A 12796-nucleotide genomic window follows, 5' to 3' on the forward strand; every position below is an offset into this window, starting at 1 on the left:
ATCGCCGCCCCTGTCTGTCTCTGTATGGTCGTATCGTTTATGTCCCTGATCCCTGAAATCGACGCCTTCCTGGGCTGCCCTACACCCGATGCCTGGATCGAGGCGGCGCTGGCCGATCAGGAAACACTGCTGATCGACCATAAGAATTGCGAGTTCAAGGCGGCCAGCACGGCATTGAGCCTGATCGCCAAGTACAACACCCATGTTGACCTGATCAACATGATGTCGCGCCTGGCGCGCGAGGAGCTGGTTCATCACGAGCAGGTCTTGCGGCTGATGAAGCGCCGAGGCATACCCCTGCGCCCTGTGTCGGCGGGTCGCTACGCCTCGGGCCTGCGTCGTCTGGTGCGTGCCCACGAGCCGGTCAAGCTGGTAGATACGCTGGTGGTCGGGGCATTTATCGAGGCACGCAGCTGCGAACGCTTCGCGGCCCTGGCGCCGCACCTGGATGAAGAACTGGGCCGTTTCTATCACGGCCTGCTCAAGAGTGAAGCGCGCCACTATCAGGGCTACCTGAAGTTGGCGCACCACTATGGCGATGAGGCGGACATTGCGCGCCGGGTTGAACTGGTACGCGCCGCTGAAGCGGAACTCATCGCCTCACCGGATCAAGAGCTGCGTTTTCACAGCGGTATACCGCTGGCATTGGCCGCCTGAGCACAGCAGGCGGCAGGATAGGTGTCAGTCGCGCCGGCCCAGCAGCAGGCCCACCACCAGGCCAACGCCCGCTGAAAGTGCCACGGTCTGCCACGGGTGGCCGCCAATGTAGTCCTGGGTGGCCGCGACCATGGGCTTTGCCTTGTCACGCAGGTTGCCGGCCGCTTCCCGGGCCTGACGCAGCTTGAGGCTGATCTGGGTGCGCAGGGTTTCGGCCTCTTCGCCAACCAGCGCAGCGCTGTCGTTGAGCAACCGCTCGGATTCCTCGATCAGCGCCTGCAGCTCGCTGAATACCTGGTCCTTGATCTGGTCGCTGTCGGGTACTGCGGCATTTTTACGGGCCATGCCATGCTCCTCCTGGACGGGTCGTTAGAACAATGGATACTCGTGCGCCAGAAAAGTTGCCTCGCAGTGGGCGCTGGCGCCTTGGTGTAAGATACCGGTCATTTCCATCAGGCAGGTGATTCATGAGTTTCAATCTGGCCAACATGAGCTACGAGGAACGGGCACAGATCGAGGCCGAGAAAGCCCGGCTGTTCGAGATGTGGCAGGCTAACCTGGGTAAGGCCAAGGGCGAGGCGGCCCGGCTTATCGCCGAAAAACCTCGGCGCAAGGGCAAGTGGGCCGAATGGGTGCGCAATGAGCTGGACAACATGACCCCGCCCGAATACGCCAGCATGGTGCGCAGCGAAGTCAACAAGCTCATGGCCGCTGCCAGCGCCGCTCGCTGAGCGGGTGCATGTGCCGTCTTACCACTCGTCGCCCTTGGGCAGGTCCAGCGTGCCTTTGTCACTGAACCGCACCGTGCCGAAAGGGCCGCTGGCCAGTTTGCCGCGCAGCGTGTAGGGCAGGCCTTGCAGCGCGTTCAGCTTGCCTAGCCCATAGGCCTGGCGCAGAAACGCAAATGCGGTGATGCTCACCGGCACTTGGACCACCGCCTCGCCATACCGGCCAATCTGTCCGGCCTGGTCGCTGACGCCCGCTGCCAATGGCTGGCCGTTGACCTCCAGGTTCACTGCAATACCGTTGTACTCGATCGGCGTCTCATTGGGGTTCTGCACCCGTAGCTTTACCGCCATGCGCAACTCCAGGTCCTGTCCAGGCAAGGGCTCCAAGCCGATCACGCTGATCGAAACCGGATCCCAGGGTTGCAACAGCGCGCACGCGCCCAAGGTCGCTGACATCAGTAGGACAGTAAGCAGACGGGTGATGAACAAAGGGCGAAGAGTCATGGGGCAAGGCCTTGGAAAGAATCGTCCGGCAGTGTGGCAAATGCTCGGCAGCGTTGAAAGTGTCGGTAGAGATGAAAGATACTGTTTCTCATTAACGCCCGATAATTTCTCTTACTGTGTAGTTGCCTAACCATGCTGACGTCTCACGTGCCGGGCCTGCTGGCAAGTTTCCAGGAACACTATGACGACTTGTTGCAGTTTCTGACCCGGCGCATGCGTGATCGCCAGCGCGCTGCGGACGTTGCCCACGAAACCTACTTGAGGCTTGCGCAGATCGATGCGCACGCTGTGCCGGTGCTGCACCCGCGTAGCTTCATCTTTCGCGTGGCGGGAAACATTGCGATCGATGCCCTGCGTCGTGACCAGCGCCTTGCCGCCTGCCACGACGACAGTGAGGGCATGGTACACGTGGCCTGTGGCGCGCCGGCACCGGAGGCGGCGTTACTGGCCAGCGAGCGCCTGCAGATTCTCGATCAGGCTCTGCTGCAACTGCCCCCCAAAGCGCGCCAGGCGCTGTTGCTCAATCGCGTGGAAGGGTTGACGCAAAGGCAGGTGGCGCAAAGGCTCGGCGTGTCCGAAAGCATGGTGGCCAAGTACATCGGACAGGCGCTGCGGCATTGCCGGGGATGGCTGCAGAAGGCCGGTGTCGCGGCGTGCATGGCGTTGATGCTGGGCAGTTGGTTGGCGTGGCAGCAGGCACCTGTATGGTTGTCCGACTATCACACCGGTACCGGCGAGCGGCGCATGCTCACCTTGCCCGATGGCACCCGCGTCACCCTCAACAGCGCCAGTGCCATAAAGGTGGAATTTGACGCGCACGCACGTCGGGTGGTGATAGTGGCTGGCGAGGCGCTGTTCGAGACGTCCGCCGAGGCCCGTCCTTTCGTGGTCGAAACGGCAGGGCTGCCGGTAAACGGCACCGGGGCGAGGTTCAGCGTGCGGCGCGACGGGCATGTGGTCCTTGGCCAGGGTGCTGCGCGGCAGGGCGCTCAAGCCTTGAGCGTAGCGGCCGATGCCGATGCGCAACTGGCCTGGCAACGGGGCAAGTTGATCTTCAATGGCAAGCCTCTAGGCCAAGTGCTGGCTGAGCTTGAGCGCTATCGCCTTGGGCGTATCGTGTTGTCGGATCAACAGCTAGCGGGCCTTGAGGTCAGTGGCGTGTTCGACCTGGATGATCCGCATGCCATGCTGCGCACCCTGGAGCAGCGGTATGGCCTGAAAGTCACCTACCTGCCGTGGCTCGCCGTGGTGTATTGATCTTCAAAGCGGCCCTGTCGAAACCTACCGAAAAAACTTTTCATCGGCACTGCAAGTTCTCGTGGGCTGGATCGTCGTAGTGGGGCTAAGCCGCAAACCATTCCCATTCACGACTCGCCTGGAAGCTTTCTTGTGCCTCTCATGCCCACGCTCTCGAATAGCCGCTGCCGTTTTCTGCCACCTGTGTTGATGTCGTGCGGCGCGTTGGCCGTATTGGCCGGCGCGCTGCCCGCTCACGTCGCTGCTGCAACACAGCAGGGATATGTGCAGACCGCGCAGGTACAGCTGGATGTCCCGGTGCAGCCGCTGGACCAGGCGTTGACGCGCTTTGCCGATCAGGCCGGCCTGCATTTGCTGTACACCACCGCTGACGTGGCTGGCCTGCAGAGCCCGAACCTGCAGGGCGCCTACAGTGTCGAGCAAGCCTTGCAGCGGTTGCTCGAAGGCACCGGCTTGAGCTGGCAGTTCACCGATGCGCGGACGGTGACGCTGCGCAAGCACGATACCTCCCTGCAGGCCATCAACCTCAAGCCGATTGAAGTAAGCGTGGCCTCGCGCACCAGTACTGCCATCAGCGAGATCCCAGGCACCGTGTGGGTGGTCGATCAGCAGCAACTGCGCGAGCAGATCGACAGTGGCGTAAGCCTCAAGGAAGCCATCGGCAAACTGGTGCCTGGCCTTGACCTGGCGCCGGAGGGGCGCACCAACTACGGGCAGAACATGCGTGGGCGCAGCGTGCTGGTGATGATCGATGGCGTCAGCCAGAACAGCTCGCGAGGCCTGTCGCGCCAGTTCGACAGTATCTCGCCTTTCAACGTGCAGCGCGTCGAAGTGCTGTCCGGCGCCAGCGCCATCTACGGGGGCGGTGCGACCGGGGGCATCATCAACATCGTGACAAAAAAGGGCGAGGCAGGCCCTGCGCGTTTCGAAACCCAGCTCGGCGCCAGCAGCGGTTTCAACAACAGCGATGATCTGGCGACCCGCTTCGCCCAGTCGATCAGCGGTGGCAACGAGCGGTTCAATGCGCGTCTTGGTGTGTCCGGCGAGCAGAACGAGGCGTTCTACGATGGAGCAGGCGATCAGATCTTCATCGACAATACCCAGACCGACCTGCAATACAACCGCACCCTGGACCTGCTTGGCAGCCTGGGCATGCAGTTCGATGATCAACAGAGCCTTGACCTGCTGGCCCAGTACTACGATTCCGGCAACCATGGCAGCACCGGCATCTGGTTTCCCAACCTCAATTACAATGGCCCCTCCGACCTCGAAGAGGCCCAGTTGCGCAGCGGGTACTCGTCCGACCTGAACCCGCGCACCCGGCGCGTGCTGCTCAATGCCAATTACCACCACAATGATGTGCTGGGCCAGGATTTCTACCTGCAGGCTTCCTACCGCAAGGAAAACAACAACTTCTACCCGTTCCCGTACTACAACCGTGGTACACCGACCGGCTCGCGCGGTGTGTATTTTGCAGCCTCGCAGCAGAACTTCGAGGTCACCAGCCTCAAGGGGCTGTTCGCCAAGCAGTGGGACACGCTGAAATTCACCTATGGCGTGGACATTGACCGCGAACGTTTCAACGCTGACCAGACCGTGTTCGATGCGCGGGTGTCCTCTGAAAGCGGCGGGCTGGACCTGGACAAGGCCAGCAAGGCTGCGCGCTACCCCAGCTATGTGGTCGATGGGGTCTCGCTGTATGGCCAGCTTGAATGGCGCGCCACAGACAACCTGACGTTCTCCGGCGGCGCCCGGCGCCAGCAGATGGATGTGGAGGTGGGTGACTACAAGGGCGTTCCAGGTGGGAGTAACGACTATCAGGTCAATCTCTACAACCTGGGGGCGATCTACGACTTCAAGAACGGCCACCAGCTGTGGGCCAATTACGGCGAAGGCTTTGACCTGCCCGATCCGGCCAAGTACTACGGCAAGCCCGGCCTTAGTGTCGGGGACAACCCGCTGGCCGGGATCAAGAGCCGCCAGGTGGAGTTGGGCTGGCGCTACGCCGACGTGCAGTGGGACGCTCAAGCCGCGCTGTACTACATCTGGTCGGACAAGATCATCAATGTGGATTCGCAAACCCTCACCATTGACGTCGAGGACCAGAAGAGTCGCGACTTTGGCTTCGAAGGGGCACTCACCCGCCACTTCGACCGAGGTTGGGAAGCCGGCGGCACGCTGCACCTAACCCGTTCCGAGGAAGAGGCAGACGGCGGCGGGTGGCGCAAGCGCGATGCGCGTTATGCCTCCTTGTCCAAAGCCACCACGTTCGTTGGCTGGAAGGATGACGGGCGCAGTGCGCGTTTGCAGGCTAATCGGGCCTTCACCTTGAAGGACGATGCCCAACACAAGATCGATGGCTATACCACGCTCGATCTACTGGGCAGCCAGGACACCGACTACGGCACCTTCAGCGCAGGTATCCAGAACTTGCTGGACAAGCAGTACAGCACTGTGTGGGGCCAGCGGGCGACGCTGTTCTACTCGCCCACCTACGGGCCTGCCTACCTCTACGATTACCAAGGGCGAGGCAGGACCTACACGCTGACCTGGAGCCTTGCGTACTAAGGCTTTTGCGCTCGGCCCAGGCAACACCGGCGCCCCGATCCAGGGGCGCTGGTTGAAACATCGTGAATCACCTGCAACGTCGCCAAGCCTTTTGACCCGAACCCTTTGGGCCGTAGGCTATCAAAGCCACCAGGCCAGGCGTTTTCGTACGGAGGTGAAGCATGAAACTGACACTACCGTTGTTGGTAATAGGTATGGCGGTTTGGTTACCTACCCATGCGACCGCGCAGCCGTGGCTGCACGTTGCCGCCAATGGCAACAACCCCTACAACAGCCCCGTGCAACGCGCCAACCCCAACAGCCGTCAGGGCAGCGTCCCGGCGACGCCGCCTGTGCGCGGCCCGTCTACCCAGCCCGTGCCGCGCACCCCGACGGTAGAGAACCGCGGCATCGGTAATGGTGAGAACCTGCGCCGTCAGCAGCAAACGCCCAATCTGGAACCTACGCGGCCGCCGCGGGACAACCCGCGCGTGCCCTGACTCCAGCCCCCCGAATCTGTCAAAGGAACTTCGCATGTCCCGAGCAACCTGGCTGGTTACCCTGGCCGCTGCCGCATTAGCGCCGCTGTTGGCCCATGCCGCTGCCCAGCAGACGTTCAAAAGTGAAGAGGGCACCCTTACCGTCGATACCGTTGCCAACGGTCTGCGTACGCCGTGGGCGCTGGCGTTCCTGCCTGGCGGCCAGGACATGCTGGTCACCGAACGCATCGGCAACCTGCGCGTGATCAATGCCGAGGGCAAGGTCGGCCCGCCCATCAATGGCGTGCCCAAAGTCTGGGCCGAGGGCCAGGGCGGCCTGCTGGATGTGGCCCTGTCGCCCGAGTTCGACAAGGACCGTACGGTGTACCTGTCCTATGCCGAGGAGGGCAGCGACGGCAAGGCCGGGACCGCTGTGGGCCGTGGCCAGCTGTCGACCGATCGCGCCCGCCTGGAAAACTTCACCGTTATCTTCCGCCAGCAACCCAAGCTGTCGGAGGGCAACCATTTTGGGTCGCGCCTGGTGTTCGACCGCAACGGGTATCTGTTCATCGCCCTGGGTGAGAACAATCAGCGCTCGACGGCTCAGGACCTGGATAAGCTGCAGGGCAAGGTCGTGCGCATCCTGCCAGATGGCGAGGTTCCCAAGGACAACCCGTTCTATGGCCAGAAGAACGTGCGCCCCGAAATCTGGTCGTTTGGCCACCGTAACCAGCAGGGCGCTGCGTTGAATCCTTGGACGGGCGCGTTGTGGACCAACGAACACGGCCCCCGTGGCGGTGACGAAATCAACATCCCGAAGCCGGGCAAGAACTACGGTTGGCCCATCGCAACCCACGGCATCAACTATTCGATGCTGCCCATACCAGAGGCCAAGGGTAAACATGTAGATGGCATGGTCGATCCGCACCACGTGTGGGAGAAGTCCCCCGGTGTCAGCGGCATGGCGTTCTATGACAGCCCCGTGTTCACCGCATGGGATCACAACGTGTTCATTGGCGCGTTGGCCACGCAGGAGCTGATCCGCTTGCAGCTCAAGGGCGACAAGGTGGTGCACGAGGAGCGCCTGCTGGGCGACTTGAAGGCGCGCATTCGTGATGTTCGGGTAGGGCCGGACGGTTACCTGTACGTGTTGACCGATGCCAAGGATGGCGAGCTGCTGAAGGTGGGCCTGGCGCGGCCCGACTGAAGCCGCGCTGTCGTCGGCAAGGAGGCGACAGGTACAATGCGCCATGACCATCGAACCCTTGCAACGCTACCAGCAAGCCCTGGAAACCCAGGGCTTTGTCGTTGACCCCGCACAGCGCCTCGCCATCGAGGCGCTGCAGGCCTGCTTCGAGACTGTCGAACGTGGACGATCCAGCCAGGGCCTCTACCTGTGGGGGCCAGTGGGGCGGGGCAAGACCTGGTTGATGGATCAGTTTCACCGTTGCCTGACCGTGCCGAGTCGCCGCCAGCATTTTCACCACTTCATGGCTTGGGTGCACCGTCGGTTGTTTCAGCTCAATGGCACGGCGGATCCCCTTATGGCGCTGGCGCAGGAGCTAGGAAGCGAAATCCGCGTGCTGTGCTTCGATGAGTTGTTCGTCAGTGACATTGCCGACGCAATCATCCTCGGCCGTTTGTTCCAGGTACTGTTCGACCTGGGCGTGGTGGTGGTTGCCACGTCCAATCAGCCGCCAGGGCAACTGTACCGCGATGGCTTCAACCGCGAACGTTTCCTGCCCGCCATCGCTGCCATCGAGCGGCACATGCGTGTGCTGCCGGTAGCGGGCGAGCAAGACCACCGGCAACACCCGGGCCTGCCGTGCCAGCGCTACTGGGTCACCGACGACCGGGGCAGTCACCTTGCCGCGGTCTTCGAGCGACTGAGCCCGGACGACCCAGGCACCGACCAGCCCCTCATGCTGGGCAGTCGGCAGGTGCAGGTGGTGCGCCGAAGTGCGAAGGCCATCTGGTGCCGTTTCGACGCGTTGTGTGAACAACCGATGGCTACCCAGGAATTCATGGCGCTGTGCGACCGTTTCGCGGCGATCCTAGTCGCGGACATACCGGCGCTGAGTGGTCAGCAACAGGCCGGGCGTATCGCCCGCGGCACTGAGGACGGCGCCTCCCGTGTGCTAGCGGGCGACCGCGACTTGCCGGCACTCTCGCCCAAGGACGATGCCGTGCGCCGCTTCATCGCCTTGGTCGATGAATGCTACGACCGCCGTGTGGCGCTGTACCTGGAGGCGCAGGTGCCGCTCGAGGCGCTGTACACGCAGGGGTATCTCGCCTTCCCTTACCAGCGCACCCTCAGCCGGCTGCGTGAAATGCAGCTGCAGCGCTTCGCCTGATGCAGCCACGCACGATTAGCGATCCAGCCACTGGATCAGTGTGCGATTGAAACGCTTGGGTTCTTCGATCTGCGGCGCGTGGCCCATGCCTTCGAAAGTGATCAGTTCGCCTTTGGGAATGAGCTTGGCCACCTGCGGGCCGAGCAAGGCGTAGTTGCCCAGCCTGGCCTTGACTTGCGGTGGTGCGATGTCACTGCCGATTGCCGTGGTGTCCTTGTCACCGATCAACAAAAGGGTTGGCATCTGCAGGTCCTTGAACTCGTGATAAACCGGTTGAGTGAAGATCATGTCGTAGATCAAGGCCGAGTTCCACGCCACCCGCTCGTGCCCTGGACCCTGATTCAGGCCCACCAGCATCTGCACCCAGCGCTCATATTCAGGTTTCCAGCGGCCGGCATAGTAGGTTTTGCGCTCATAGTCACGCACCCCGGCCGCATCGAGCTTGAGTTCGCGGGCATACCACTGGTCAACGGTGCGGTAGGGCACCCCCAGAGCCTTCCAGTCCTCCAGGCCGATGGGGTTGACCATGGCCAGGCGCGTGACCTGCTGCGGATACATCAAGGCGTAGCGGGTGGCTAGCATCCCCCCGGTCGAATGCCCCAGCACGATGCTTTGCTTCACCCCCAGGTGCTCGAGCAGTGCACGGGTGTTGCTGGCCAGTTGCTGGAAGCTGTACTGGTAGTGCGCAGGTTTGCTGGATGTGCAGAAACCGATCTGGTCTGGGGCGATAACGCGGTAGCCTGCCTTGCTCAAGGCATCGATGCTGGTTTCCCAGGTGGCTGCGCAAAAATTCTTGCCGTGCATGAGCACGACCGTGCGGCCGTTGGCATTGCCCGACGCCGGGACGTCCATGTAACCCATTTGCAGCGATTGGCGCTGTGATTCGAAGTCGAAGTGCTTGAGCGTATGCGGGTAGTCAAACCCTTCGAGCTGTGCGCCGTAGGTAGGCGATTGGCCGGCAATGGCCGGGCCGCTGGCCAGGCACACCATGGCCAGGGCGGATGCACGCAGCATGAGGCACTCCATGTCAGATCAAGTAGGAAGACTCGACTGTAGCAGCAGGACAGTGCCCTTAGAGGCCCAAGGTGTTACCAACCGTGAAACCGGCGCCACGTCAGTAATCGGCGACTACTGTATCTTTCCCCTCCGAGTCGATACCGATCACCCGATAGGCATCCCTGCGCTCACCCATTTCCATGCCCGGCGAACCGGCTGGCATGCCTGGAACGGCCATGCCCTTGAGGTCACTGCGGCTAACCAGTTCACGCACGTGGGTAGCGGGGACATGGCCTTCGACGAACTTGCCAGCGATGACCCCGGTATGACACGACGCATGGCGCGGCGGGACTTGCAGGCGTTGCTTGACGGCGCTCATGTCTGGTTCGACATGGTCGTTCACGGTAAAGCCGTTCTCTTGGAGGTGACTGATCCAGGCTTTGCAACAACCACAGTGGGGGTCGCGGTAGACGTCGATGGTGTCGGTGGCCTGTGCAAGGGCGGTGAAGGTCAACAGGCCAAGGGCCAGGCAATTTGAACGCAGCATGGACAAGTTCCTTATAAACGTGTGACCTGCGGCCAGCATAGCGCACGGCCTGGTCCAAACGTGCAAGGCGGCAGGGTCGCCCCCTCTGGCTTTCAACCTGCTGACCGGCGCATTACAGTTTCGTCAGCCAGTGGCTTGGTCATTGCGCAGGTCGCGCATCAGTAGCCCGAACGCCAACGACACCTGTTCAGGGACTGGCAGATACACCACATGGCCATCCCCGGGTGCGACTTCGATGGGCTGCTGTTGCCGGTTGTGCAGCTGATTCAGGTCGAAGTGGTAGTTGCCGCGAGGTGTCATCAGCTCCAGATGGTCGCCCAGGGCGAAGCGGTTCTTGACCTTGACCTCGGCCCAACCATTTACCCGCAGCCCAGTCAGTTCACCCACGAACTGCTGGCGCTCGGACACCGAGCTGCCGCGCTGGTAATTCTGGTACTCATCGTGCACATGACGGCGCAAAAAACCTTCGGTGTAGCCCCGTTGCGCCAGGGACTCGAGGTTGTCCATCAAGGTGCGGTCGAAAGGCTGCCCATTGGCCGCATCGTCGATGGCCTTGCGGTAGGACTGCACGGCCCGTGCGCAGTAGAAATGCGATTTGGTGCGGCCCTCGATCTTGAGCGAGTGCACGCCCATGCGCGCCAGTCGCTCGACGTGCTGGATGGCCCGCAGGTCCTTGGCGTTCATGATGTAGGTGCCGTGCTCGTCTTCGAACGCGGGCATTTCGGTACCGGGACGCTCGCTTTCCTGCAACAGGAACACCTGGTCGGTGGGCGCACCCTGGCCCAGCGTCGGCTGCACGTGGTGCACGATATCGCCGGTGACGCTCTCGGTCGCCGGCGTGACGTCATACTTCCAGCGGCAGGCGTTGGTACAGGTGCCCTGATTGGCATCACGCTTGTTCAGGTAGCCCGACAGTAGGCAGCGGCCTGAATAGGCCATGCACAGCGCCCCATGCACGAAGACTTCCAGCTCCATGCCAGGTACTTGCTGACCAATTTCCTCGATCTCTTCAAGTGACAGCTCCCGCGACAGGATCACGCGGCTGATGCCTTGCTGCTGCCAGAACTGCACGCTGGCCCAGTTCACCGTGTTGGCCTGCACCGAGAGGTGCACCGGCATCTGCGGGTAGTGCTGGCGTACCAGCATGATCAGGCCCGGGTCGGACATGATCAACGCGTCCGGTGCCATGGCGATCACAGGCGCCAGGTCCTTGAGGAAGGTCTTGAGCTTGGCATTGTGAGGCGCGATGTTGACCACCACATAGAAGCGCTTGCCCAGCGCATGAGCCTCCTGGATGCCCAACGCCAGATTGGCATGGTCGAAGGCATTGTTGCGCACCCGCAGGCTGTAGCGGGGCTGACCGGCATAGACCGCGTCAGCACCGTAGGCGAAGGCATAGCGCATGGTGTGGAGCGTGCCGGCAGGCGCCAGCAATTCGGGCTTGGCAACAGAATTCATGAATACACCGGGTAAAGGGCGCGGATGCTAAGCCGCTTGCGGTTCGGCCTTATTGATCTGAATCAAGGGGCAGGTGGCACTTTTACCCCAGCGCCACGCACTAATACCCCAGAACCCATCCGAGGACCGGAAATGAACGAAACTGCTTTGCAGAACAAGGCGCTGGCGGTGCTCCTGGCACTGGTGACCGTTGCCTTCGTCTGGATCTTGCTGCCTTACTACGGCGCCATCTTCTGGGCGGTAATCCTGGGCATCCTGTTCGCGCCGTTGCAACGCAACCTGCTCATGCGCTTCGGGCGCCGCCGCAACGTGGCCGCTGCCGTGACCACGCTGATCTGCTTACTGGTGGCGGTATTGCCGGTGATCATCATCAGCGGCCTGCTGGTGCAGGAGGGGGCAACGCTGTATCAACGCATCCAGAGCGGCCAGCTGGACATCGCAGGGTATGTTGAGCGGGGCAAGGACATGCTGCCAACGTTTGCCCAGAACGCGCTGGACAACCTGGGCATGGGCAACCTGGAAGCCCTGCGTGACAAGATCACCACCTGGGCCTCCCAAGGTAGCCAGGTCCTGGCTACCCAGGCCTTCAGCTTTGGCCAGGGCACATTCGATTTCGTGGTGGGCTTCGGCATCATGATGTACCTGCTGTTCTTCTTCCTGCGCGAAGGTGCCGAGGTGGTGCGCAAGGTGCGCATGGCCGTGCCGCTGCCCGAACACCAGAAGCGCCGCCTGCAGTTGAAGTTCAAGCGTGTAGTGCGCGCCACGGTCAAGGGCAACGTGCTAGTGGCCATCACTCAAGGAGCGCTGGGCGGCTTGATTTTCTGGATCCTGGGGATCCCCAGCGCGCTGGTCTGGGCGGTGATGATGGCGTTCCTTTCGCTGCTGCCCGCCGTTGGTGCAGGCATCGTCTGGGGGCCGGTGGCGATCTACTTCCTGATGACCGGGGCGATCTTGCAAGGTGTGATCCTGACCGCATTTGGCGTGCTGGTGATCGGCCTTGTCGACAACGTGCTTAGGCCTATTCTGGTCGGCAAGGATACCCGTATGCCAGATTACCTGATCCTGGTCTCCACCTTGGGCGGCCTGTCGGTATTCGGTCTTAACGGTTTCGTTATTGGCCCGCTGATCGCAGCACTGTTCATTTCCAGTTGGGCGATTTTTGCCTCGAGCAAGCCTCGGGTTCAACTTCCGCAATGACTCGCCAGGGGCTCGGCCGTCGCAAAGAAGGGATTGGCCCTGGCGGTCACCCCTGAAAAGCTGGGTCAAGGC

The 12796-nt window shown here is 61.9% G+C and carries 13 protein-coding genes; 8 read left to right on the forward strand and 5 right to left on the reverse strand.

Features of this window, described 5'->3' with window-relative positions; translation table 11 throughout:
• Positions 1 to 39 precede the first annotated feature (39 nt).
• The gene (locus ACF8R3_RS17880) at positions 40 to 657 is read left to right on the forward strand and encodes a tRNA-(ms[2]io[6]A)-hydroxylase (RefSeq protein WP_058639390.1); all 618 of its coding nucleotides are present in this window, start codon (positions 40 to 42) and stop codon (positions 655 to 657) included.
• A gap of 24 nt (positions 658 to 681) precedes the next feature.
• On the opposite strand, the gene ACF8R3_RS17885 is transcribed toward ACF8R3_RS17880, so the two are convergent.
• Complete coding sequence (locus ACF8R3_RS17885; RefSeq protein WP_027914998.1) at positions 682 to 1002, reverse strand: YqjD family protein; 321 nt, start codon at positions 1000 to 1002, stop codon at positions 682 to 684.
• A 122-nt stretch (positions 1003 to 1124) separates the two neighbouring features.
• Between ACF8R3_RS17885 and ACF8R3_RS17890 the strand changes: the two genes are divergently transcribed.
• Positions 1125 to 1388: a hypothetical protein gene (locus ACF8R3_RS17890; RefSeq protein WP_058605664.1), complete on the forward strand. Its 264-nt coding sequence runs from the start codon at positions 1125 to 1127 to the stop codon at positions 1386 to 1388.
• 18 nt (positions 1389 to 1406) lie between these two features.
• On the opposite strand, the gene ACF8R3_RS17895 is transcribed toward ACF8R3_RS17890, so the two are convergent.
• The gene (locus ACF8R3_RS17895) at positions 1407 to 1889 is read right to left on the reverse strand and encodes an LEA type 2 family protein (protein WP_392515970.1); all 483 of its coding nucleotides are present in this window, start codon (positions 1887 to 1889) and stop codon (positions 1407 to 1409) included.
• Between the two features lie 132 nt (positions 1890 to 2021).
• On the opposite strand from ACF8R3_RS17895, the gene ACF8R3_RS17900 reads away from it, so the two are divergent.
• The 5 genes from ACF8R3_RS17900 to zapE all read left to right on the forward strand — a co-directional run bounded on the left by ACF8R3_RS17900 (position 2022) and on the right by zapE (position 8526).
• Positions 2022 to 3146: a sigma-70 family RNA polymerase sigma factor gene (locus ACF8R3_RS17900; protein ID WP_058639393.1), complete on the forward strand. Its 1125-nt coding sequence runs from the start codon at positions 2022 to 2024 to the stop codon at positions 3144 to 3146.
• 141 nt (positions 3147 to 3287) lie between these two features.
• Positions 3288 to 5714 (forward strand): TonB-dependent receptor, encoded by a 2427-nt coding sequence (locus ACF8R3_RS17905; RefSeq protein ID WP_392515971.1) that lies wholly within the window; start codon positions 3288 to 3290, stop codon positions 5712 to 5714.
• Between the two features lie 161 nt (positions 5715 to 5875).
• Positions 5876 to 6193: a hypothetical protein gene (locus ACF8R3_RS17910; RefSeq protein WP_196136473.1), complete on the forward strand. Its 318-nt coding sequence runs from the start codon at positions 5876 to 5878 to the stop codon at positions 6191 to 6193.
• Between the two features lie 34 nt (positions 6194 to 6227).
• A complete protein-coding gene (locus ACF8R3_RS17915) occupies positions 6228 to 7379 on the forward strand; it encodes a PQQ-dependent sugar dehydrogenase (RefSeq protein WP_196141527.1) in 1152 nt (383 codons plus the stop codon).
• Between the two features lie 43 nt (positions 7380 to 7422).
• Entirely contained in the window at positions 7423 to 8526 is a 1104-nt protein-coding gene (gene zapE / locus ACF8R3_RS17920) for a cell division protein ZapE (protein WP_392515972.1), read from the forward strand.
• 15 nt (positions 8527 to 8541) lie between these two features.
• Here the strand turns inward: zapE and ACF8R3_RS17925 are convergent, their stop codons facing one another.
• The 3 genes from ACF8R3_RS17925 to yegQ all read right to left on the reverse strand — a co-directional run bounded on the left by ACF8R3_RS17925 (position 8542) and on the right by yegQ (position 11527).
• A complete protein-coding gene (locus ACF8R3_RS17925; protein ID WP_196141525.1) occupies positions 8542 to 9540 on the reverse strand; it encodes an alpha/beta fold hydrolase in 999 nt (332 codons plus the stop codon).
• A gap of 100 nt (positions 9541 to 9640) precedes the next feature.
• On the reverse strand, positions 9641 to 10069 hold the full coding sequence (locus ACF8R3_RS17930) for a DUF411 domain-containing protein (protein ID WP_058639398.1): 429 nt from the start codon (positions 10067 to 10069) through the stop codon (positions 9641 to 9643).
• Between the two features lie 123 nt (positions 10070 to 10192).
• Positions 10193 to 11527, reverse strand: a complete 1335-nt coding sequence (gene yegQ / locus ACF8R3_RS17935; RefSeq protein ID WP_392475323.1) for a tRNA 5-hydroxyuridine modification protein YegQ — start codon at positions 11525 to 11527, stop codon at positions 10193 to 10195.
• 132 nt (positions 11528 to 11659) lie between these two features.
• On the opposite strand from yegQ, the gene ACF8R3_RS17940 reads away from it, so the two are divergent.
• Complete coding sequence (locus ACF8R3_RS17940) at positions 11660 to 12724, forward strand: AI-2E family transporter (RefSeq protein WP_058639400.1); 1065 nt, start codon at positions 11660 to 11662, stop codon at positions 12722 to 12724.
• Positions 12725 to 12796: the final 72 nt, after the last annotated feature.

Source organism: Pseudomonas sp. FYR_7 (genome assembly GCF_043106155.1).
In the GTDB taxonomy this organism is placed as follows: Bacteria; Pseudomonadota; Gammaproteobacteria; order Pseudomonadales; family Pseudomonadaceae; genus Aquipseudomonas; species Aquipseudomonas parafulva_B.